Here is a 23118-nt window from a genome sequence, read left to right on the forward strand (position 1 = left end):
GTCAGGCCTCCGCTTCCTGCAACGCCGCCAGGCGGGCGAGCGTCAGCCTGCTGGCGCTGTCGAGGCGGGGCGTAAGCGCGCCGTAGCCAGGAACCGAAGGATGCGGCGTGCCGCCGGCATGATTGTGTGTGGCGGTGATGACGAGCACCTGGGCGCCTGCGGCCTCCGCTGCACGAATGCCGGCCGGCGCGTCCTCGAACACCAGGCAATCCTCCGGCTTGTGGCCAAGCCGCTGAGCGCCGAGCAGGAAGCAGTCGGGAGCAGGCTTGCCGTTGGCGACGTCCTCGCCGGTGACCATGATCGGCGGGACAGGCAGGCGGGCGGCCTCGAGCCTGCGCAGCGCCAGCCGGCGCGGCGCCGACGTCACGATCGCCCAGCGGTCGACAGGCAGGGCGTTGAGAAAATGCGCTGCGCCATGGATCGATTCGATGCCGTCGACGTCGTCGAATTCCGCCTGCGTCAGCGCCTCGATCTCGGTCATCAGGTCGATGCCGGGCAGGTTCAGCCTGCTGATGGTCTCATAGGCGCGAACACCGTGAATGGTCGGCAGGAAGGTTTCGACATCGAGGCCATGTTTGACCGCCCATGCGCTCCAGACGCGTTCGGTGGAGGCGATCGAGCTCAGGATGGTGCCGTCCATGTCGAACATGAAGGCGCCGAAGGCGCGACCGGAATGGGGAAGGGACATTATGAGCGTAGCCTTTCGTTTTCGGGATCCCACAAGGGCTTGTCCTCCTGGACCGTGGCGCTGAAGCGCTCCCCGAAAATCTCGACTTCGATGGTAACGCCAGGCACGGCCAGATCGGCACGCAGCATGCCCAGCGCGATCGATTTGTCCACCCTGTGCCCCCAACCTCCTGACGTGGTCTCACCGACAATCGCGCCATTGTGCCAGAGCGTCGACATGTAGGGCGCGTCGCACTCGCCTGGCGTGTCGATGACAAGCGTGACGAAGCGCTTCTTCACGCCCTGCTGCTTCTCGCTGAGCAGCGCCGCCTTGCCGCGGAAGTCGGGCTTGTCCCATTTGACGAAGCGTTCGAGCCCGCCCTGCAGGATGGTGTAGTCGGTCGACAGATCAGCCTTCCAGGCGCGGTAGCCCTTTTCCAGGCGGAGCGCATCGAGCGCGAACATGCCGAACGGTTTTAGTCCGTGCTTCTGGCCGGCAGCCCACACAGCATCGAAGACATCGGCCGTATCGGCAACCTTGGTGTGGATTTCCCAGCCGAGTTCGCCGGCGAAGGAGACGCGCACCAGTTTGGCCCAACGCCCGGCTATGGTCGTCTCCTGATGCGTCAGCCAAGGTTTGGACAGGTCGGCCTCGCAGACTCCGACCAGGATTTTTCGCGAGTTCGGGCCAGCGAGGATCTGGGTCGAATATTCCTCGGTGCGGTCGATGAGCTTGAAGGGGGCGTCGGCAGGCATATGCGACTTCAGCCATTCGAAGTCGTGCCACTGCGCCACGGCAGCCGTGATCAGCGTCATCAGGTCCTCGGAATGCCTGACCACCGACATCTCGGTGACGATGCGGCCGTGATCGTCGGTGAAATAGCACAGCCCGATGCGGCCGACCTTGGGAACAGTGCCGGTGACCTGCGTCTCAAGCCATGCAGCCGCACCCGGGCCGTCGAGATTGAAGCGGCTGAAGCCGGGCAGGTCGAGGATGCCGGCGGCATCGCGCACGGCAAGGCACTCTTCGCGGATGCGTTTCTCCCAGGAGCCGGAGCGGGCGAAGGTCTGGGTCGATGCTTCCGAGGTGTCGTCCTCAGGCTTTGCGTACCAGGTGGCGCGTTCCCACCCATTGTAGGCGTTGAACTGCGCGCCAAGCGCCGCGATGCGGTCGTGGATGGGCGAGAGCTTGCGGTTACGCGCCGCCGGCCAGGCGTGGCGCGGGAAGTGGATGGCGTATTCGTGACCATACACTTCCATGCCCTTGGCGACCGCGTAGTCGGGTGCTGCGGCAAAAGAAGTGAAGCGGCGCGGGTCGCAGGACCACATGTCCCATTCGGTCTCGCCCCGGGTGACCCACTCGGCCAGCACTTTGCCGGCGCCACCCGCCTGGGCGATGCCGAAGGTGAAGACGCAGGCCTCGAAGGCGTTGGGCACGCCGGGCATGGGGCCGATCAGCGGGTTGCCGTCTGGCGCGTAGGGGATCGGTCCGTTGATGACCTTGGAGAGGCCGGCCGTGCCCAGGATCGGCACGCGGCGGACAGCGTCATCAAGATACCATTCCAGCCGCTCGAGATCGTCGGGGTAGAGCTGGAAGGAGAAATCCGCGGGCATCTGGTCGTCTGATGTTGCCCAATGGGCGCGGCAGTTGCGCTCATAGGGACCGAGATTCATTCCGTTCTTCTCCTGGCGGAGGTAGTAGGAGGTGTCGACGTCGCGCAGCAGCGGCAGCTTCTGGCCTGCCTCCCGCGACCATGCGGCGATTTCGGGGATCTCGTCGAACAGGATGTACTGGTGGCTCATCACCATCATCGGCACGTCGCGGCCGAACATTTTTCCCACTTCGGCGGCGCGATAACCGGCAGCATTCACCACCTTTTCGCAGCGGATCTCGCCCTTTTCCGTCGAAACGACCCATTCATCCTTATCGCGGCGCACTGAAATGACAGGGCAGAAGCGAATGATCTTCGCGCCCATGTCGCGCGCGCCCTTGGCCAGCGCCTGCGTCAGCTGGGCCGGGTCGATGTCGCCGTCGCTGGGATCATAAAGTGCACCCTCGAGGTCATGCGTCTCCAGGAAGGGATAGCGGCGCTTGATTTCGTCGAGGCCGATGACGTCGATGTCCATGCCCTGATAGCGGCCCATGCCCTTGGCGCGCTGGAATTCCTGCATGCGCTCCTTGCTGTGGGCGAGGCGGATCGAGCCGGTGACATGATAGTTCATCGGGTAGTCGACCTCGGCCGCCAGGCCGCGATAGAGCTCGGTCGAATAGCGCTGCATGTTCATCAGCGACCACGATGACGAGAAGGTCGGCACGTTGCCGGCGGCATGCCAGGTGGAGCCTGATGTCAGCTCGTTCTTTTCGAGGAGCACGCAATCGGTCCAGCCTGACTTGGCCAGGTGATAGAGCGAGGAGACGCCGACCGCGCCTCCGCCGATGATCACCACGCGCGCCGTGCTCGGCAACTCAGCCATGTCTTCCTCCCCAAAAGCGCAATCAATAGACCGGTGGCGATACGACCCAGATGACGACAGCCGGCGCGGAGCCCGGATTTCGCCACCGGAACGGCTTGTGGTCGAAGCGGAAACTGTCGCCTTCGCCCAAGCTGTGCCATGTGCCATCGATCTCGATGTCGAAGCCGCCGGAGACGACGTAGCCAGCCTCTTCGGTGGGGCGCGTCACCGGCTTGGCCATGCCGGCGCCCGGCGCAAAGATCGAGCGCAGCATCTCGAAGCTGCCGCCGAGGTCGGGTGACAGAAGTTCTTCGACCAGCCCCGATTCGCTGCTGCCCAGCGAGCGCCGTCGACCTGAACGGACAACGACGCCGCGCTCGATCTCGTTGGTGGCTTCGTGGGCGAAGAACAGGCTGATTGGCACGCCGAACAATTCTGCAAAGGCGCGGAGGTCGCCGATCGACGGCGTCGACAAGCCGCGCTCCACCTGGCTGACCCAGCCGACCGAACGGCCAAGTTTGAGCGCGATCTCGGCCAGCGTCAGCCCGCGCGACTTGCGCAACGCGCGCAGGTCGTTGGCGAGCAGGTCGCTCGCGACATCACCTTCCTTGCGTGCAGTGCCTGCCGGACCCACGGAAACCTCGTGAAAAAATACATTTGAATTTCATGAGACGTCATTGATGTGAAATTTTCAAGTGCTTTTTCATGGCTCAGCAAGTTTCGCTTGCGGGACTCTTGCCGACGGTGCAAAGGCTGGCCTCACGGGAGGCGGGGGCCGTTTCGACCATTTTCGAAGCCAAGGGACCGTAAATGCTGGCACCTGAGCAAAAGCCGCTCGAACTGACTGACACCGAAATCGTCGACGAAGCGATCGTCTCGCGGCGTTCGGTGCGCGCTTTCCTGCCGACGCCTGTCGAGGACGGCGTCATCAAGGACATTCTCGACGTTGCCGCGCGTGCGCCTTCGGGCACCAACATGCAGCCGTGGAAGGTCTATGTGACCTCCGGCGGCACCCTGCAGCGCATCGGCGAAGCCATCCTCAATTCGGGAGTGCGCGCTGAAAAGGCTGTCTGGGACGAATACAAATATTATCCCGACCAGTTCTTCGAACCCTATCTCGGCCGTCGTCGCGCCAACGGGTTCGGGCTTTACAGCGCGCTCGGCATCGGCCGGCGCGACGTCGACCGGATGCGGGCGCAGCACGACCGCAACTTCGTCTTCTTCGATGCGCCCGTCGGCATGATCTTCACCATCGACCGCCGGCTCAACCAGGGTTCGTGGATCGACTACGGCATGTTCCTGCAGAACATCATGATCGCGGCACGGGCGAGGGGACTGCACACCTGCCCGCAGGCGGCATTCGCGCCCTATCACCGCCAGATCCGGCCGGTGCTCGGCATTCCCGACGAGGAAGTGGTGGTTTGCGGCATGGCGCTGGGGCATGAAGACACCAGCAAGCCGGAAAGCACCTTCCGCACCGACCGCGCGCCGCAGGAAGAGTGGGTTCAGTTCCTGAAATAGCTCAGGGCTTTCGATTGCCTACATAGGCACAGCATTCCAGCTCGACCTGCGCGCCCAGCGCCAGGCCGTTAGCGCCGAATGCCGAGCGTGCCGGCAGGCGGTCCGGGTCGAAGTAGCCGACATAGACCTTGTTGAACTCCGGCCATCTCGACATGTCGGCCAGCATGACCGTGCATTTGAAGATGTCGGCCATGCCAAGGCCATTCTCCTCGAGCACCGCCTTGATGTTCTCCATCGTCTGCCGAGCCTCGGCCTCCATACCGCCGGGCACGAGTTCGAGCGTGCCTGGACGATTGCCCAAGGCACCGGAGAGATAAAGCACGTCGCCGACGCGAACGGCCTGGCTGAACGGCAGCTTGAGTGCCTTTGCTTTGGCTGAGTTGATGAATTCCATGGCTTCCCCCTCAAGGCGGCATATTGCCCGCAACGTGATCGGCTCGCTAGCCGGCTGAAGCGTGGCGGGCGGCAAGGAAGCGGCGCAGGCCGGCCTCGCCGCGCGGCGTGGTCCAGCGATGGTTCCAGGCGAAGGCCGGCCGCAGCAGCGGCGACAGCAAGCGCAGAATGGGGCGCTCGACCAGTACCTGCCAGGTGAGCGCGACATGCGTGCCTTGGCCGGATGGCGTCAGCACTGCCCGCCAGTGGCCGTCGAAGTCGCCTGATGTCTTTACCGCCACGACCCGTCCGGGCTTCAGTTCGACGGCTTCGAGGATGAAGTTCAATTCATAGGGCAGGAACCCACGGGCGCGTGCGCGTACCTTGCCGCCAATTGTCGGCTTGTCGAAGTCGGTGAGCTTTTCGACGTTCTTGTAGACATCGCCCCACCAGAGCGGCAGCAACGTCGCATCCGCGAGCACGTCCCAGACTTCCTGTGGCGGGGCCTCGGGGATTTCCCAGGCTTCGTCGAAGCGGAATGAATTGCTGGCCATGCCCGGCACCTTCTGGACACCGAGAGCGCCCGCCATTCGGGCAGACGCCATGTTAGTTCATCCGGGCGTTGCACGCCATCGCATCTGTTGGTTAGGCTCGGCGCTCTGGAGGCGTTCATGAAACAGCATGTCGTCCTGCGTGTTGCCCGACCGACCAACGACCTCGAGGCAATCGTCCGTTTCTATCGCGATGGCCTCGGCCTTGATGTGCTGGCGCGCTTCGAAAACCACGACGGTTTCGATGGCGTCATGCTCGGTAAGCGCGGCGAGGCGCATCATTTCGAGTTCACCCATGCGCATGGCCATGATGCGGGCAGGGCGCCCACGCCTGACAATCTGGTCGTCTTCTACCTGCCCGATCTGAGCGACTGGCAAGCGGCCGTCGAGCGGATGAAGGCGCATGGCTACCAGCCCGTGCCTTCCTTCAACCCCTACTGGGACCGGCGAGGCGTGACCTTCGAAGACACTGACGGCTATCGCGTCGTGCTGCAGAACGCTGCCTGGGGCGCGATCGAGGCCGCCGGTCAGGCGACCTCGTAGCCGACCTCGTCGGCGGCGTGGCAGAGCATCTTCCAGAACGAGCGGGCGAAGGAGCGGAAGACGTAGAGGTCGAAACGCTCCGCTCCGCTGCGCTGGATCTGGGTGAAGATGTCGTGGTGGGCAGTCGCGATGCCTGATCCGACCGGGAACGATGCCGGCTCGAAGTCGATGGCAAAGAGCTTGCCCAGCACCCACTCGGCCTTGGGCCCGTCGATGCGGATGGCGGTACGCCCATGGGACAGATCGGTGACCGTGCCGATGTCGATGCCGATCTTGGCCGAAAGTGCCGCCACCAATCCTTCATATGTATCGGTGACGAGGAACTTGCCCGGCGCGAAGCCGAAGACGGCGTGGCGCTCGGACACGGCACCGGTGCCTGCGCCATCGGCCAGCTTCAGGCCGGTGACCGTGGCAAGTGCGGTCATCACCTTCTTCTGCTCGCCCGGCCATGCGGCGACCTGGACGATCGAGCCCGGCGCAATTTCCGACAAGGTCACGCCTGTGCCATTGGCGAAGTTGCCATGGGAGCCGGGGCGAAAGGCCTGTCCGAGTGGTGAAAGCTGCTCAACCATGCATGCGCTTCCCTTCGGGGTCGAAGAAGTGGTTGCTGACGATCTCGACCGGGCCGAAGCGATTGCGCAGCGGGTCGGAGACCTGCGCGCGCTTGCCGTGCAGCGTCTTGCCGCCGGAGACAAGAGCCAGCGCGATATACTTGCCCAGCGCCGGCGAGAAGCAGGCGGCGGTGATGTGGCCGAGCGAACCGTGCGGGTTTTCCGGATCGGCTTCCATGACGATGTGGGCGCCGCCGTTGAGCGGGCGGTGGTCCAGCGAGATCAGCCCCACCAGTTCGAGGCGGTCTGATGCAATCAGGCCCTCGCGCTCCATCATCGCCGAACCGATGAACGGCTTCTTCTTGGACAGCATCCAACCGAGATGCAGGTCGCGCGCGGTGGTGCGGCCGTCGATCTCGGCGCCGGTGACATGGCCCTTCTCGATACGCATGGTGCCGAGCGCCTCGAGCCCGTAGGGCACCATGCCATGGGGCTTGCCGGCCTCGATCAAGGCCTCCCAGACGTGTATGCCGTGACCGGCGCCCGAATAGACTTCGAAAGCCATCTCGCCGGAGAAGGACAGGCGGCAGATCATGACAGGTGCACCTGCGATCTCGCCATGGACGATGCCCATGAAGGGCAGGGCCTCGTTGTCGACCTTGGTGCCGATGACGCAGGAGGCAAGGATTTCCCTGGCCTTCGGCCCGCCGATGGCAGCCCCTGCCCACTGGTCGGTGACCGAGGTCAGGTGCACCTTGAGGTCGGGCCAGACGACGTCGAGAAAATATTCGAGATGCTGCATGACCTTGCCGGCATTGGCGGTGGTCGTGGTCATCAGGAAGTCGTTTTCACCGAGCCGCCAGGTCGTGCCGTCGTCGAAGGCGATGCCGTCCTCGCGCAGCATCAGGCCATAGCGCGCTTTGCCGACCGGCAGCGTGGAGAAGATGTTGGTGTAGACGCGGTCGAGGAATTCGGCTGCGTCAGGCCCCTGCACGGCGATCTTGCCGAGCGTCGAGACGTCGACGATGCCGGCGGTCTCGCGCGTCGTGCCGGCCTCGCGGACATAGGCCTGCTCGACCGTCTCGCCAGGAGCGCCATAGATCATCGGACGGAACCACAGGCCGGCCGAATACATGGTCGCGTCGTTTTCGAGATGCCAGTCGTGCATCGGCGTCAGCCGTTCGGGCTTGAGGTCGCCGAAGCGTTCGGCGGCCAATGCGCCGACAGACACCGGCGCGAAGGGCGGACGGAAGCGCGTGGTGCCGACCTCGGGAATCGGCTTGCCCACCGCCTCGGCCATGATGGCGAGGCCCGGCACGTTGGAGCCCTTGCCCTGGTCGGTCGCCATGCCCAATGTGGTGTAGCGCTTGAGGTGCTCGACCGAAACGAAGCCTTCGAGATGGGCGAGACGCACGTCGTCTGAGGTGACGTCGTGCTGGAAATCGACGAAGGATTTTCCCTTGGCTCTGATCTCGAACACGGGCGCGGGGCGAGGATCGAGCGCTTCAGGTTCGACCTGTGGCAGCGTGCCGATCTCTATGGTCGGCAGATCGGCGGCCACCCGGCCTGCGGCAAAACCATCGGCGATGGCTTCCGCGGTCGAGAAGGCGCCGTTGAAAGCGCCGGCGCCGACCCAGCCCTTGCCGGCTTCGGGCGGCAGGAAGGCCTGCAGGTCGGCATCCCAGACGGGCCGCGCGCCTGCCTGGCTGGCGAGATGGATGGTCGGCGACCAACCGCCAGACATCAGCAGGCAATCGGCCTCGACATTGCGGCCGCCACCGGGCAATGCTCCCGCAGCCGCAGTGAACGGAGCAATCTTGATGCCGGTCAGCTTCTTGCCGCCTTCGGTGCCGACGACCGCGTGGCCAACCAGAAGCTCTGCGCCGCATTGGCGGGCGAGTGTGCGGCAATCCTCCGAGATGTCAGGGCGAACATCGACAATGGCGGCGATCGATGCGCCGGCCTTGCTGAGGGCTGCAGCCGCCCGATAGGCGCTGTCGTTGTTGGCGAAGACAGCGATCTTGTCGCCTGGTAGCACACCATACTGGTTGGCGTAGCGCTGAGCTGCGCTCGCCATCATCACGCCCGGCCTATCATTGCCGGGGAAAACCAGCGGCCGCTCGAAGGCGCCGGTGGCGAGCACTATCTTGCCGGCCCGGATCGTCCAGTTGCGGTGGCGCGGAGCGCCCTTGGCGGCCGAAGCCTTGTGGTCGGAAACACGCTCGAGAGCGGCAACAGTGTTGCCGTCATAATAGCCCCAGACGGTGGTGCGCTTGAGCAGGCGGACGTTCCTGTGTCCCTTTAGCTCGCCTATGATGTCGCCTGCCCAGGCCGAGGCCGGTTCGCCATCGATCGCCTCGCCCGACCAGTTGGTCGAGCCGCCGAACAAGGCGTCGAGTTCGGCAAGGATGACGCGATGGCCCGATGCCGCGGCCTCGCGGGCGGCCGCAAGACCCGCCGGCCCGGAACCGACCACAAGCACGTCGCAGAAGGCGTTCATCTTCTCATAGCGGGCGGTGTCAGGCTCGCGGCCGGCACGGCCGAGGCCGGCGGCACGACGAATGACGTGTTCGCACATCATCCAGAAGCGCGTGCCCTTGAGCGGGCCGACCACCGGGCCCATGAAGGTCTTGTAGTAGAAGCCGGCCGAGAGGAACTTGCCGCCGAGCTGGTTGATTGCGCTCACGTCATAGGCGAGCGAAGGGAAGCGGTTCTGGCTGACCGCAACGAGCCCGTCGTAAATCTCGACCATGGTTGCGGGCAGATTCGGCTCGCGTACCTCGCCGCGCAGCACCGTCACCAGTGCGTTGGGCTCGTCGATGCCTGCCGTGAGCACGCCGCGCGGACGGTGATATTTGAAAGAGCGGGCAAACAGCGAAACGCCATTGGCAAGCAGCGCCGAGGCGAGCGTGTCGCCCTGATGGCCGGTGTAGGCTATGCCGTCGAAGGTGAAGCGAATGGTGCGCAGCCGGTCGATGCGGCCGCCCGATGGTGTGCGGCGCGGGCTCATGCTTTGGCTCCCGGCTTGCGGCGTCCGTGCGGTGCGGCACCGTGCTCGCGGGCGAAGCGCACGCTTGCGATTTCGTGGGTGAGCGTATCGCGGACCACGGCCAGATGCGCCCGGCAGCCGCCGGCATGCAGCCAGATCTCGTTATGCGCTCCGGCCGGGTTCGGCCGTTCGTAGACATAGGCGTGCCATGCCTCGCTGTCGGTCGAGGCCGGGTCGGGTCGGGTGCGGTTGCCGTCGCCCTGGTAGGCGAATTCGGAGACATCGCGCGGGCCGCAATAAGGGCAGGTGATCAGCATGCGTTTGCTCTAGTGCATCCGTGGCGTCGGACCCTGGCCCTTGTCGTCGATGACAGTGCCACGGCTGAACCGGTCGAGCGTGAAGGGCGCGTTGAACTCGTGCGGCGCGTCCTTGGCGATGGTGTGGGCAAAACAGAAACCCGAAGCCGGCGTCGCCTTGAAGCCGCCGTAGCACCAGCCGCAATTGAGATACATGCCGGGCAGGGGGCCCGTCGTGATGATCGGCGAGCCGTCCATCGACATGTCGCAGACGCCGCCCCAGGAGCGCAGTACCCGCACAGTCGCGAGCGACGGAAACAGCGCCAGCATCTCGCTCATCACCTCCTCGACGATGGGCAGGCTGCCGCGCTGGGCGTAGCTGTTGTAGCCGTCGAGATCGCCGCCGTAGATCAGGCCGCCCTTGTCGGACTGGCCGACATAGAAGTGGCCCATGCCGAAGGTGACGACCGTGTCGAGGAAGGGTTTCAGCGATTCCGAAACGAAGGCCTGGAGCACGAAGCTCTCGATGGGCATGCGCTCGATGCCGGCCAGCTGCATGACCCGCCCGGTGCTGCCGGCGACCGCGACCGCCACCTTTTTTGCGCGAATCTCGCCGCGGTTGGTGGTGACGCCGACGATCCGGTCGCCGTCGCGCAGGAAGCCGGTCACCTCGCAATTCTCGACAATGTCGACGCCGCGCCGATCGGCGCCGCGGGCATAGCCCCAGGCGACCGCATCGTGACGGGCCGTGCCGGCGCTCTCCTGCATCAGGCCGCCCAGGATCGGAAAACGCGCCTGTTGCGACATGTCGAGGCCGGGCACGCGGCGGCCGATCTCTGACGGCGTCATCAGAACGGCATCGACGCCGAGATGGCGCATGGCGTTGCCGCGACGGGCATAATCGTCGAGCTGGGCCGGCGTGTGGGCGAGGTTCAGCACGCCGCGCTGGGAGAACATGACATTGTAGTTGAGTTCATGGGAGAGGTTCTCCCACATCTTCATCGAATGCTCGTAGAAGCGCGTGTTCTGCGGCAAAAGGTAGTTGGAGCGCACGGCGGTCGTGTTGCGGCCGACATTGCCCGAGCCGAGATAACCCTTTTCAAGCACCGCGACATTGGTGATGCCGTGCTCCTTGGCGAGATAGTAGGCGGTGGAAAGGCCATGTCCGCCGCCGCCGATGACGATCACGTCATAGGACGGCTTGGGATTGGGCTTGCGCCAGGCGGGCTTCCAGTCCTGATTTCCGGAGAGCGCATTCCTGAGCAGCGAAAAGACCGAATATTCCGCCATATAACATGTCATCCCTGGGGCTATGGGCAGACACTATTATCTGGTTCGATTGTTGAAGGCCAATATTCCGCCATCGCCTTTCGCTAGGCCGACTTTCCCACCCCAGCATTGAGGTCGGCTTGCCCGTCTGGATGCTCGTCTTTATCAATGGCGCGCCTTCGCGCAACGCATCCAGACCGTGAGTCGCAGACAAATCATGTTTCTACAGGCCTTCAGGCGTTTTGCCGTTTCGATATTCCTGATCGCTGCCGCGTCGCTGACGCAGGCTTCGGCGCAGGACGTTGGCAAAGCCTCGGCCGGCGTGATTGCCGATCAGCAGGAGGTCATCGCCAGCCTGACCACCAAGATCGACGCCCTGCAAAAGAAGATGGAGCAGAACTCCGAGGACGATGCAGGCCTTGTCGACATCCGCGTCCAGCTGGAGCAGCTGTCGCGCGATCTGCTGCAGAGCGGTGTCGCGTTCCGTCCGCGGCTGACCGAGATCAATGCGCGGCTGGAGCAACTGGGCAAGCCGCCGGCCGACGGCCAGGCACCGGAACCGCAGATCGTCACCAGCGAGCGCGAGAGCCTTGCGGCTGAAAAGGCCGAGATCAACGCCGTGCTCGGCGTGGCCGAGAACCTTTCTATCCGGATCAACAAGCTGGTCGCCCAGATCACCGAAATCAGGCGCGACCTGTTCCAGAACCTTCTGACCAAGCGCTACGACATCAATTTCGCCCTGGCCTCCGAGGTCATCAGCGCCTTCGAGACGGAGATGGGAGACTTCTTCCACACGATCTCGTCGTGGCTGCGCTTCGTGTCCAGCTTCAAGCTCAAATCGATTCTGGCAGCGACCTTCCTTGCGCTGGCGGCGGCGGCCGTGATGATGGTCGGCGGCCGACGCATGTTCGGCCGTATGTTCGTGCCGGACCCCCGGGTCACCGAGCCGTCCTATCTGAGCCGCATCTCGGTGGCCTTCTGGTCGACGCTGATGCAGACCATGGCGGTCGTCGTCTTCCTGGGCGTGACCTATTATCTGTACCAGTATTTCGAGGTGCTGCGCGGCGACATCGGCACGATGCTCGGCTCGCTGTTCTATGTCATCGCGATCGTGTTCTTCGTCTCTCGGCTGGCGACGGCGGCACTTTCGCCCTCGCTGCCCAACTGGCGCCTGATCCCGGTCGAAAGCGGCGCGGCCCGCTGGCTCGTGCTGCTCATCATCGCGACAGCCGTCTTCACCGGCATCGACTACTTCCTCAGCGCCGTCTACCAGGTGCTCGGCTCGCCGCTGGCCCTGACCGTCGGCGAAGCGCTCGTTTCGACCGTCATCATCGGCATGCTGGTCGTGCTGATCGCGCTGGTCAAACCTTTCATCGACGAGAATGGCAGGCCGAAACCGTGGCCGCCGGTGCTGCGCTACATCCTGTTCGCTCTCGGCGGGGTCACAATCGCGGCGGCGTTGCTCGGCTTTATCGGGCTCGCGCGCTTCGTATCGCAGCAGATCGTCGTCACCGGCGCGATCCTCACCACCATGTATATCGGCTTCCTGTCGTCGCGAGCGATCAACGAGGACGACGCCTTCGCCAAGACGACAGTGGGTCGGCGCCTGCAACGCAGGCTCAAGCTTGACGACACGACGCTCGACCAGCTGGGGCTCCTGACCAGCATCGTCATCAACCTTCTGGTGCTTGTCGTCGGTGTGCCGCTGATCCTGTTCCAGTGGGGCTTCCAGCCGGGCGACATGACGACCTGGCTCTACAAGATCGCTGCCGGCTTTAAGATCGGCAGCTTTACCTTCTCGCCGGCAGGCATCCTGTCTGGCGTTCTGGTGTTCTTCGTCGGTTATTTCCTGACCCGCTGGTTCCAGGGCTGGCTTGACGGATCGGTGATGGCACGCGGCAAGGTCGATGCCGGCGTGCGTAACTCGATCCGCCTTGCCGTCGGCTATGCCGGCATTGCGCTTGCGGCGCTGATTGCGGTTTCGGCCGCCGGCATCGATCTCTCCAACCTCGCCCTTGTCGCCGGTGCGCTGTCCCTCGGTATCGGTTTCGGCCTCCAGAACGTGGTGTCCAACTTCGTCTCCGGCCTGATCCTGCTCGCCGAGCGGCCGTTCAAGGTCGGCGACTGGATCGTGGCGGGGGCGACGTCCGGCACCGTCAAGAAGATCAGCGTGCGCGCCACCGAGATCGAGACGTTCCAGCGCCAGTCGGTGATCCTGCCCAACTCGGAACTGATCAACAGCGCCGTTGGCAACTGGACCCATCGCAACAAGCTTGGGCGCGTCGACATCAGGGTCAACGTCGCCTACGATTCCGACGGCAGGCGCGCGCATGAATTGATGCTCGATGTCGTTCGGTCGCATCCGCTGGTGCTGAAGAACCCGGAGCCGTTTGTGCTCTTTGCCAATTTCGGCACGGCCGCGCTTGAGTTCGAAATCCGCTGCTTCCTGGCCGATGTGACCAACAGCAACACGGTCCAGAACGATATCCGCTTCGCGATCCTCGAAGTGTTCGAACGCGAGCACATCCATATTCCCTCGACACCGCGTGCACAGGACGTCAAGCCTGCCGAGAAGTGGCCCGTCGATGACGAGCAGGCCGAGGCTCAGGTCGCTGAGGAAGAAGAGGCCCGCAGCAAACGGGCGGCCGAGGCGGAGCGCAGGCCGGGACGGCGCAGGAAACCCGACCCCGAGTAAGTCTGAAGTGGCGGCAGAGCAGATTGTGGCATGAACATGGCATTCAGTTGCCGTTCAGCTTCGAACTCATATAAGGTCCACGCAAAGGGCGAGAATGCCTTGCCGATGTGAACAGAGGCGGTGGAAACACCGATGATGAAATGAACAGGTTTCTTGTCGCTGCAGGCGCGCTCTTCCTGGCCATGTCGGGCGCGGCGCATGCCGCGAGCGCGGTAAACCTTGATACTGAGCCGCGGACGCTGATCGTGACCGAAGGTGGCTCGAAGTCTGAACTGGCTCTCGCCGCCGGCGAGACGGTCGAGTTCTGCTCGAACGGCTGCTTCGTCACCATGCCGAATGGCGACCGTGAAGCGCTGACAGGCAGCGAGACGGTCGAAATCTCGGGCGGCGTCGCCCGCATCAAGTAAGTTTGGCGTGCAGCACGCCTGACAATTGGCAAAGGCCGGACTTCTGTCCGGCCTTTTTTGCATCACGATAATATCCGCTTAAGCATGACTTTCAAAATGCTTTGCGCTGGCATGCCAAGCTGCCGCCAATTTAACCAGGTGGAATGCTCCTGTTCGTTATAGCGGCGCTTGGGTCCGGAGGTCTTGCCCTCCGACAAGGGCAGGGCAGCAGTCAGATGGACGTACGATCGGAAAACAGGGCGATACCGCTTGCGGTGGATCTCGACGGTACGCTGATTGCTACGGACCTTCTGTGGGAAGGCCTTTTTGCGCTTCTCAAGAAGAACCCTCTGAACATCTTCCTGATACCCATCTGGCTTCTCAAGGGCCCGGCATATCTCAAGCAGGCCATCGCCAAGACTGTCGACATCGATCCTGCGACACTGCCTTATCGTCCCGAAATGCTGAAGCTGCTGCGCAAGGAGCAGGGGGAGGGCCGGCAGTTGGTGCTGGCCACCGGGACGCCGCGCAAGTTTGCCGAGGAGATCGCCCGTCATCTCGACCTGTTCGATGCCGTATTGGCCACGGATGGCGAGGAAAACCTGACGGCGGAGCGCAAGCGCAAGGCGTTGGTCGACGCCTATGGCGATGGCGGCTTCGACTATGCCGGCAACAGCCGCCACGACCTGAAGGTGTTCGATGCCGCGCGTCAGGCAATTGTCGTCGCGCCCGACCGGGCTGCACGGCGCTGGCAGTCGCAGCACGCCTGCGAACTCATTCCCGCCCAGGATCCCGACCTCCGCAGCATCATCAAGATGCTCCGGGTCCACCAATGGCTGAAGAACTCGCTGATTGCCGTACCAGTCGTGCTGGCACACAAATATTTCAACCTGGAGATGCTCATCCAGACCCTGCTGGCCTTCATCTCGTTCAGCGCAGCGGCATCGGCGATCTACATCATCAACGACTTCTTCGACCTGGCACAGGACCGGGCACATCCCACCAAGCGCCTGCGACCCTTCGCGAGCGGCAGGCTTTCGGTGCCCTTCGGGCTGGTCGCGACCACGATGTTGCTCGTCGTCAGCCTTTCAGTCGCTGTATGCACATCGATCGAATTCGTGGGCGTGCTTCTGGTCTACCTCGTCGCAACCACCGCCTACTCGCTGTCGATCAAGCGCATGCTGCTGATGGACGTGCTGGTGCTGGCAGGGCTCTACACGCTGCGTATCCTCGGTGGGGCGGCGGCAACCGGCGTCGATGTCTCGTTCTGGCTGCTGGCGTTTTCGATCTTCTTCTTCCTGTCGCTGGCACTGGTGAAGCGTTATGTCGAACTGCGCACCTCGTCGCTGAATGTCGGCGAGAACATCGCAGGCCGCGCCTACCGCTCGGAAGACCAGGAGATGATCGCCCAGGCCGGTATGGCTTCCGCCTTCGCGGCGGCGCTGGTTCTGGCGCTGTACATCGACAGCAGCGCTGTGCGCGAACTTTATCCCCACCCTTGGCTGGTCTGGCCGCTGGCGCCGATCGTGCTCTATCTGACCATGCGCATCTGGCTTTTGGCACGCCGCGACGAGCTGCATGAAGACCCTGTGGTCTTCATCATCCGGGATTGGCGCAGCCAGATCATGGTGTTCGTCGGTGCTGTCTTGCTGGTGGGCGCGGGTCTGGTCCAATGAATTCACCGAGCTATCAGAGCTTCGGGCGAACCGTACCGGCTACCAGGGAGGTGTACGAGCTCGCCGCCGCGACACGGATGCTGATGAGCGGTTCGGCGGGGCCGGGGGCTTTGCTTGCCTATGGCAATGGCCGGAGCTACGGCGACAGCTGCCAGAACCGCGCTGGCGCAATCGTCGACATGCGCCCGCGCAACAAGATCCTGTCGTTCAATGCCGAAACGGGGCTACTCGAGGCTGAGGCGGGAGCGCTTCTGGCCGACATCATCGCCTTTGCGGCGCCGCATGGCTTCTTTCCGGCTGTCGTTCCCGGAACGCAATTCGTCACGCTTGGCGGCGCTGTCGCCAATGACGTGCACGGCAAGAACCATCATCGCCGCGGCAGCTTCGGCTGCCATGTCGAACGGCTGACGCTGTTGCGCTCCGCCGGCCGAACCCATGTCTGCTCTCCATCTGAAAATGCGTCTCTATTCAGGGCTACCGTTGGCGGCATGGGACTGACAGGCATTATCCTGACGGTGACGATGAGGCTGATGCGGGTTGCCTCCCTCGACATCACCGAAACCGTGCGGCCCTTCGCCAATCTCCAGGAGTATTTCGACCTGGCTGAAGCCACTGACCGCGACAATGAATATGCAGTGGCCTGGATCGACCAGCTGGCCGGCGGCAAAAATGCCGGACGAGGGCTGCTGCTCGCCGGCAACCACGCTCAGTTCGGCGCCCGCACCGCCGACCGCGCGCCGGCAAAGCTGTCGGTGCCGTTCCAGCCGCCGGTGACGGTTCTGAACCGGCCGTTTCTCAGGCTGTTCAACAGCGCCTATCGCTGGCGGCGCGGCCGCGCTGGCGAAAGCCTGTCCAGTTATCGGACGTTCTTTTTTCCGCTGGACGGCGTCCGCGACTGGAACCGGCTTTATGGTCCGAACGGGCTTTATCAGCACCAGAGCGTCCTCCCGGAAGAGGCGGCCCACAAGGCCGTGCCTGAATTGCTCGAGGCTGCGCGGCGATCGGGGCAGGGCTCTTTCCTGACAGTGCTGAAGCGATTTGGCGGGCAACGCTCGCCGGGGCTGATGTCGTTCGCCCGCAAGGGCTACACGCTGACGCTGGATTTTCCCAATCGCGGTGCAGCAACGCTTGCTCTGCTGGCCGAACTGGACCGGATCACGATCGGGGCAGGCGGCGCGGTCAATCCCTACAAGGATGCCCGGATGTCGGAAGTGACCTTCGCCGCCTCCTTTCCTGATTGGGCGCAGCTGGAATCGATGCGCGACCCCGCCTTCATGTCGGACTTCTGGATGCGGACGGTGGGTCGATTGAAGTCAGGACGGATGGCCCAGGCGGCAGAGTAACGGTGCTGCGGCCAAGTGAAAGCTAAAATTTTCGGGAAGATTTCACTGAATATAAGTGGCTTGCCGCTAGGTTCTCGAAAAGGACGGACAAATAAATGAAATATCTGCCATTTATCCTTTTCACGGTCATGACCAATGCTGCTGCCCAGCTTATGCTCAAGCAGGGCATGATGGTGCTTGGCCCGATTTCGTTCGAGGGCGCGAATCCGCTGGTTCGCTTGCTCCAGATCGTTTTCAGCCCCTGGGTGTTCGCCGGCTTGCTGACCTTCGTCATCTCGATGGCCTCGCATCTCTATGTGCTGTCGAAGGTCGAACTCAGCTTTGCCTATCCGTTCCTCAGCCTGGCCTATGTCGCGGTTGCGGTGTTTGCCTACTTCGTCTTCCGCGAAGACCTGAACGCCTGGCGCATCGCCGGCATCGCCTTCATCTGCGTCGGCACGGTGCTGATTGCGCAGAGCGGGCGGGAGCATGGCGAACAGGTCACGGCGGCTGCCGAAACCACAAAGACAAGCGAGTTGGTGCGATGAGACACGTCATTTTCGGAGGCGACGGCTTCGTCGGTCGTCATCTTGCCCCCAAGCTTGTTGCCGATGGCGACGAGGTGATCGTCGCCGACATCGTCAAGAGCGACCTGCCGCATTACCGCAACGCGCGTTTCGTCCAGTGTGACGTGACCGATCCTGCGGCCATCGCTGCGGTCGGCATCGCGCCCGACGACATGATCTACAATCTGTCGGCCAAGATGCTGTCGCCGATCCAGGTCAGGGCCAAGCGGCACGACTTCTTCTTCCCGGTCAATTACTTCGGTACCGAGAACATCATCAAGGCTATGGACCAGGCCGGTGCGTCGAAGCTGGTGCATTTCACCACCGACATGATCTACGGCCATACGGTGACCTATCCGATGACCGAGGATCATCCGGTGTCGCCGCTCGGCGAATACGGCCTGTCCAAGTGGAAGACGGAAGAACTGTCGGCAGTGTGGCGCGAGCGCGGCATGCGCATTTCGCTGTTTCGCCCGCGCCTGATCATCGGGCCCGGTCGTCTCGGCATCCTGTCCAAGCTGTTCAAGCTCATCGACATGAATTTGCCTGTGCCGATGATCGGCTCGGGCAAGAACCCCTACCAGTTCATCTCGGTGTTCGACTGCGCCGAGGCTGCGCGTCTCGCCTGGAAGGCAGGCGTGCCGAACGAAGCCTACAATCTCGGTTCGCTCAACCCGCCGCCGGTGCGCAAGCTTCTCGGAGATCTCATCAAGTCGGCCGGGTCGAAATCCATCCTCATCCCGACGCCGGGATGGGCGGTCAAGCGTACGCTCGACCTGCTCGACCTGATGAACATGCCGATCATGGATCCCGAGCAGTATCTCATCGCCGACGAAGAGTGCGTTCTCGATGTCACCAAGGGCGAGCGCCAGCTCGGCTGGGTGCCGAAATATCGCGACGAGGACATGCTGATCGCCGCCTACAAGGAATATCGCGCCAAGATGGACGGCGTCGTCGCTCCGCAGCCCGCCCCGGCCGAATAGGGAAAGATGTCATGACGCTCAACACCACGCCGGATACAGCCCATTCCCATGCCGTGGCAGTGGCTCCGGCCATGCCGATAGCCGCGCTCGCCAAGCCGAAGCTGATGACGGTCGAGGACGCCAAGGCGCTCGACGTCGTCAAGATGACGGACCTGTTCAAGGCGCATCTGAACCCGGGCCAGTTGCATTTCATGAAGCTGCTCGGCTTCCACAAGATCAAGATCGAGCGTGCCGAAGGCATGCACTATGTCGACCAGAACGGCCGCAAGATCCTCGACTTCTTCGGCGGTTTCGGCTCGCTTGCGCTCGGTCACAACCATCCGCGCGTCATCGAGGCGCGCAAGCGCTTCCAGGACGAGAAGCGCCACGAGATCGGCATCGCCTTCATGTCGCAATATGCCTCGGCGCTGGCCTACAATCTGGCGCAGATTTCGCCGGGCGATCTCGACATGGTGTTTTTCGGCTCATCCGGTTCGGAGGCGATGGAGGCAGCGGTCAAGCTGGCCGAGCGCGCGGCCGGGCCGGCACGTCCGAAGATCGTCTATGCCGAGAATTCCTTCCACGGAAAGACCAAGGGCGTGCTGACGATCACGGACGGCGCACTCTATCGCGGCGAATTCAAGCTGACCGACAACACCGCGCGCGTGCCGTTCGGCGATATCGATGCGGTCGAGCGCCTGTTCCGCTCGGATCCGGCAATCGGCGCGATCGTGCTGGAGACCATCCAGGGCGGCGGCGGCATCAACCAGGCTCCATCAGAATATTGGCAGAAGCTTCGCGCGCTGTGCGACAAGTACAGCGTGATCTGGGTCGCCGACGAGGTGCAGTGCGGCGTCGGTCGTTCGGGGCGCTTCTATGCCTTCGAGCATTATGGTGTCGTGCCCGACATCACTGCGGTCGCCAAGTCGCTCGGCGGCGGCAAGGCGGCGATGGCGGCGATGATCGCCCGCCGGGACGTCTACATGAAGGCCTATGGCACGCCCAAGACGGCGATGATCCATGCCATGGCGACCTTCGGCGGAATCGGCGAAGGCTGCATCACGGCCATCGAAACCCTGAATGTGCTCTATGACGAGCATCTGATCGAGAATTCGGCGAGCACCGGCGACTACCTGCTGGCGCGCCTGCAGGAGCTTCAGGCGAAGTATCCCAAGATCATCAAGGACGTACGCGGCAAGGGCCTGATGGTCGGGCTCGAGTTCCACGACTTCTCGCAGACGCTGCCGATGGTTCTGCGTCCTGTCGTGAGCATGCTCGATGACAAGCTCAAGGGCTCGCTGTCGGGCTTTGTCGGTGCGCTTTTGCTGCGCGATTACGACGTGCTGGTGGCCTTCACCGAATACAATCGCAATGTCGTGCGCCTGCTGCCGCCACTGGTGTGCAGCCCCGCCGACGTCGACGTGCTGATTGCCGCGCTCGACGACCTGCTCGGCCGCGGCATCGTTTCGATCGTCAAGGATTTCGTGAAGAGCCAGGTCAAGTGACCCGAGCCAGATGACGACAGCCGAAAGCCGGGGCTCACACCCCGGCTTTCTTGTTTTCGGGGCCTTACTTGTCGAGAGCGCCGAGGAATTTGGGATTGACGAAGGCGTCGTAGCAATCGTCGAGCCGGATGCGGCGATGCTGGGTCAGCGCATCCTTGTAATGATCGTAAAGCATGGCGTTGGCCGTGGTCGGCGGGCAGGTCGGCAAGAGCACGAGGTCTGTCTCGGACACAGCCTTGGTTTCATCCAGCGTCAGATCAGGTACGGCGCGCATCGGGTCGGCGCCGATGGCGATCTGCAAGGGTGCCGAGCGGTTCATCAGCCATGGGAAGGGATTGACGAAGTTCAGCGACATCAGCGTTTCGAAATGGACGCCCTTGTCGCTTTCGAGCTCGCGGATCGCATCGATGGCGTCGTCGACCGAGATCAGATAGCCGATCTGGAAGTCGTAGTCGGAATAGAGCATCGGCGTCGCGAGTTCGTCGGCCGCCGTCAGGTCTTCGTAGAGCGAGCGGTGTGCCGGATAGAAGCGCTGCATGTGGTCGACGCGAACCGCGACCTCGCTGCGCATGTTGACAGCACCAAGCGGGCCGAGATTGCGCTGCTTCAATCGCTCGTTCTTGACCGCGCCGATGTAGGCCCGCGCGGCTCTTTCCGTGACGCCGAGCACGGCTGGCACAATGGTGGCCGCAGCCAGCACGACGATGCCAAGGCGGAGCGGCGAGCCTGCGCCTGGCCGGATGCGTGCCGCCAGTGCCGCGAGCACGGCAGGCCAGAGGAAGATGAAGGCCTGGCTGCCGGTATTCTGGGTCTCGAACAGGATGCCTGCAAACAGCACCGCCAGCAGCCAGAAGCCATGATGATCGAGCAGGTCCGATAGCGCGCTGATGGTCGAGGTCTCGCGCTGGGCCGCGAACTGGGCGGCGATTTCGCGACGATCCGACCACAGCAGCAGCAATGCCAGCGATGTGGTGGCAAGGACCGCGCCGAAGTTGATGGAGGCTGCCTGCAGGAAGCGGGGCAGCAGCGTACCGGCGTTCTTGTCCACCAGGCGCAGGATGTCGGCCAGATAGGTGCCAACGATGCCATTGTAGAGTTGCAGGGCGCCGATGACTGCAAGGAACGCCAAGGCCGAAGCAACCGCATGCCTGAACTGCACCCGTCCAGCCAGAAAGGCGTAGAGGGCAATGACGCCGCCGGCGGCAAAGCCGGTGATCTTGAGGAAGAACAGGGCCGTCATCGACAAGGTTATGAGGATGACGAGCAGCTGCCTGTTGCACACGAACACGAGTGCCGCGACCAGCACATACAGAACCTGGCAGACCTGCCTGTTGTAGATGCCGAAGGCGTCGGATCCCGGGAAGGGGTAAAACTCGCGCGTGTTGAACGGCAGCAGCGCAAAGACCAGGAATGGTACGAGCAGGGCAAAGCCCAGGCCGCGCGAGCGCTTGCCGACATCCCACAGCACCAGCGCCATCAAAGGTGCTGTGGCGGCAAGCAGCGACCAGTGCGCGATCAGCGTCGGCTGGGCGTTCGGAAAGAGCCACAGCCAACCGGCAAAGAGGTAGTAGCCAAGCGGCCCGACCGGCGTGAAGAAGTCGTTGGCAGGCACCTGGCCGTCGAAGATGCGGTTGGCCGCGTCGTAATAGATGAAGACATCCCAGTACATCGGGCCGATGGGGGCGGCCAGCGGCAGCGCCAGCAACACGCAGACAGCAACAAGCGCCAGCCCTAGCAGGAACAGCGGGCTTTTGATGGCCGCGGCGAAGCCGCCCTGCCTGGATGCCTCGGATGCGGAAAATGTCATGTTCATCTGCTGCCTGTGCCGCAGGAAGGCCAATTGCCTAGCAAATAGCAGGCAATTGGCGAGGAAAGCGTTAAGTGGCCGCTGTCCTAGATGGCCTCGGCGAGGGTGAAGGCGAGGGCGGCCGACATGCCGACGGCCAGGGGCAACCAGTTCTTCGAACGCTCGATGCCGTCGATGGTGAAGAAATTGAGCGGAAAGAGGTGGTGGTGCGCCGTGGTCTGGACCGACTGCCGCGGTGCCTCCATGAAGCACTCCTCGTCGAACCAGGCCCAATCGTCGGCCCAGGTCCAGCACTTGTGCTTGCGGTAGACGTTGGCGACCTGCTCGGCATAGGCCTTGTTGGTGGGCAACCTGATGTAGGGGCCGGGGGCCGCAGCGAAATGGCGCATCGCCAGCGGCAAGGCGCGCTCCGTGCAATAGTTCGACATCCACAGCTTGAAGCCGATCTTGTCGCGCAAAAGGCTCAACGCCCGGAACACCTGGATATGCTCTTCGTGACCATACTCGCCCCAGGGATTGTGGGTGAAGACGTTCATATCGGGCCTGAGGCGCGGTTCCAGGCGCTCGCACAGCAGCCTGAAGTTGGCCTCGTAGGCGGCCGCGACGCTGGCGGTGGCGACGCGCTGGAGCTTGACGGCCGGGAGCGCGCCGACCGACTTGCGCGCCAGCCGCGTCATCTCGCGGCGATTGGCTTCGAGGCTGAAGCCGATGCCGTAGTCGGTCAGGACGGGGGCGGCCCAGTTGGCGCAGCCATAGGCGCCCGACTCGTCGATGTCGAGGCAGGTGACGTTGGCGTGCGGGAACTCGGCGATTGCAGCACTGCGGGCGGTGCCGAGCCCGGGCTGGGCCCAGAACTCGCGGTAGACGATGACGACCTCGTCTACATCCTTGAGGATCGAGTTGAACCACAGCAACTCGTCGTCGGGATGCGCGCCGACAATCATCGAATTCTCAAGAAAATCCTGCTGCATAAGTCCCCCCAATACC

Annotated in this window: 20 protein-coding genes; 9 read left to right on the plus strand and 11 right to left on the minus strand. The window is 63.3% G+C overall.

Annotated features, from left to right (window positions below; translation table 11 throughout):
- Nucleotide 1 precedes the first annotated feature (1 nt).
- From NDO48_RS09020 to NDO48_RS09030, 3 genes are read right to left on the minus strand one after another with little or no spacing between them, the layout of a single operon-like run.
- Entirely contained in the window at nt 2-691 is a 690-nt protein-coding gene (locus NDO48_RS09020; RefSeq protein WP_416377192.1) for an HAD-IA family hydrolase, read from the minus strand.
- Nucleotides 688-3141: a GcvT family protein gene (locus NDO48_RS09025; RefSeq protein WP_267321374.1), complete on the minus strand. Its 2454-nt coding sequence runs from the start codon at nt 3139-3141 to the stop codon at nt 688-690. The genes NDO48_RS09020 and NDO48_RS09025 overlap by 4 nt, the downstream gene beginning before the upstream one ends.
- 22 nt (nt 3142-3163) lie before the next feature.
- Entirely contained in the window at nt 3164-3754 is a 591-nt protein-coding gene (locus tag NDO48_RS09030; protein WP_018428417.1) for a helix-turn-helix domain-containing protein, read from the minus strand.
- Nucleotides 3755-3930: 176 nt separating this feature from the next.
- On the opposite strand from NDO48_RS09030, the gene NDO48_RS09035 reads away from it, so the two are divergent.
- The gene (locus tag NDO48_RS09035) at nt 3931-4641 is read left to right on the plus strand and encodes a nitroreductase (protein WP_018428415.1); all 711 of its coding nucleotides are present in this window, start codon (nt 3931-3933) and stop codon (nt 4639-4641) included.
- 1 nt (nt 4642) lies between these two features.
- Here NDO48_RS09035 and NDO48_RS09040 read toward each other — a convergent pair whose 3' ends face one another.
- Nucleotides 4643-5035 carry a RidA family protein gene (locus NDO48_RS09040; protein ID WP_018428414.1) on the minus strand — a complete coding sequence of 131 codons (393 nt, stop codon included), beginning with the start codon at nt 5033-5035 and terminating at the stop codon, nt 4643-4645.
- A gap of 46 nt (nt 5036-5081) precedes the next feature.
- The gene (locus NDO48_RS09045; RefSeq protein WP_245262178.1) at nt 5082-5618 is read right to left on the minus strand and encodes an SRPBCC family protein; all 537 of its coding nucleotides are present in this window, start codon (nt 5616-5618) and stop codon (nt 5082-5084) included.
- A 66-nt stretch (nt 5619-5684) separates the two neighbouring features.
- Here NDO48_RS09045 and NDO48_RS09050 point away from each other — a divergent pair, with 66 nt between their 5' ends.
- Nucleotides 5685-6107, plus strand: coding sequence for a VOC family protein (locus NDO48_RS09050; RefSeq protein WP_018428412.1), 423 nt, complete (start codon nt 5685-5687; stop codon nt 6105-6107).
- Here the strand turns inward: NDO48_RS09050 and soxG are convergent.
- The 4 genes from soxG to NDO48_RS09070 are packed head-to-tail and all read right to left on the minus strand — an operon-like array spanning nt 6092 to nt 11233.
- Nucleotides 6092-6679 carry a sarcosine oxidase subunit gamma family protein gene (gene soxG / locus NDO48_RS09055; protein ID WP_018428411.1) on the minus strand — a complete coding sequence of 196 codons (588 nt, stop codon included), beginning with the start codon at nt 6677-6679 and terminating at the stop codon, nt 6092-6094. The genes NDO48_RS09050 and soxG overlap by 16 nt on opposite strands.
- On the minus strand, nt 6672-9668 hold the full coding sequence (locus tag NDO48_RS09060) for a sarcosine oxidase subunit alpha family protein (RefSeq protein ID WP_018428410.1): 2997 nt from the start codon (nt 9666-9668) through the stop codon (nt 6672-6674). The genes soxG and NDO48_RS09060 overlap by 8 nt, the downstream gene beginning before the upstream one ends.
- Nucleotides 9665-9964, minus strand: coding sequence for a sarcosine oxidase subunit delta (locus NDO48_RS09065; protein ID WP_018428409.1), 300 nt, complete (start codon nt 9962-9964; stop codon nt 9665-9667). The genes NDO48_RS09060 and NDO48_RS09065 overlap by 4 nt, the downstream gene beginning before the upstream one ends.
- A gap of 9 nt (nt 9965-9973) precedes the next feature.
- Nucleotides 9974-11233, minus strand: a complete 1260-nt coding sequence (locus tag NDO48_RS09070; RefSeq protein WP_018428408.1) for a sarcosine oxidase subunit beta family protein — start codon at nt 11231-11233, stop codon at nt 9974-9976.
- 196 nt (nt 11234-11429) lie between these two features.
- Between NDO48_RS09070 and NDO48_RS09075 the strand changes: the two genes are divergently transcribed.
- The 7 genes from NDO48_RS09075 (at nt 11430) to NDO48_RS09105 (ending at nt 20324) form a co-directional block, all read left to right on the plus strand.
- The gene (locus tag NDO48_RS09075; RefSeq protein WP_018428407.1) at nt 11430-13907 is read left to right on the plus strand and encodes a mechanosensitive ion channel family protein; all 2478 of its coding nucleotides are present in this window, start codon (nt 11430-11432) and stop codon (nt 13905-13907) included.
- A 140-nt stretch (nt 13908-14047) separates the two neighbouring features.
- Nucleotides 14048-14314: a hypothetical protein gene (locus tag NDO48_RS09080; protein ID WP_018428406.1), complete on the plus strand. Its 267-nt coding sequence runs from the start codon at nt 14048-14050 to the stop codon at nt 14312-14314.
- Nucleotides 14315-14529: 215 nt separating this feature from the next.
- Entirely contained in the window at nt 14530-15969 is a 1440-nt protein-coding gene (locus NDO48_RS09085) for a UbiA family prenyltransferase (RefSeq protein WP_026227284.1), read from the plus strand.
- Nucleotides 15966-17312, plus strand: a complete 1347-nt coding sequence (locus NDO48_RS09090) for an FAD-binding oxidoreductase (RefSeq protein WP_416377189.1) — start codon at nt 15966-15968, stop codon at nt 17310-17312. The genes NDO48_RS09085 and NDO48_RS09090 overlap by 4 nt, the downstream gene beginning before the upstream one ends.
- A gap of 95 nt (nt 17313-17407) precedes the next feature.
- Complete coding sequence (locus NDO48_RS09095) at nt 17408-17839, plus strand: EamA family transporter (RefSeq protein ID WP_018428403.1); 432 nt, start codon at nt 17408-17410, stop codon at nt 17837-17839.
- The gene (locus NDO48_RS09100; protein ID WP_018428402.1) at nt 17836-18840 is read left to right on the plus strand and encodes an NAD-dependent epimerase/dehydratase family protein; all 1005 of its coding nucleotides are present in this window, start codon (nt 17836-17838) and stop codon (nt 18838-18840) included. The genes NDO48_RS09095 and NDO48_RS09100 overlap by 4 nt, the downstream gene beginning before the upstream one ends.
- A 71-nt stretch (nt 18841-18911) precedes the next feature.
- Nucleotides 18912-20324, plus strand: coding sequence for an aspartate aminotransferase family protein (locus NDO48_RS09105; protein WP_245262325.1), 1413 nt, complete (start codon nt 18912-18914; stop codon nt 20322-20324).
- Nucleotides 20325-20388: 64 nt separating this feature from the next.
- Here NDO48_RS09105 and NDO48_RS09110 read toward each other — a convergent pair whose 3' ends face one another.
- Together NDO48_RS09110 and NDO48_RS09115 are read right to left on the minus strand one after the other, a co-directional pair.
- Nucleotides 20389-22131, minus strand: coding sequence for a hypothetical protein (locus tag NDO48_RS09110; RefSeq protein ID WP_026227281.1), 1743 nt, complete (start codon nt 22129-22131; stop codon nt 20389-20391).
- Nucleotides 22132-22217: 86 nt separating this feature from the next.
- A complete protein-coding gene (locus NDO48_RS09115) occupies nt 22218-23102 on the minus strand; it encodes a hypothetical protein (protein WP_018428399.1) in 885 nt (294 codons plus the stop codon).
- Nucleotides 23103-23118: the final 16 nt, after the last annotated feature.

The sequence above is a fragment of the Aminobacter sp. MET-1 genome (genome assembly GCF_026521175.1).
GTDB lineage: Bacteria > Pseudomonadota > Alphaproteobacteria > Rhizobiales > Rhizobiaceae > Aminobacter.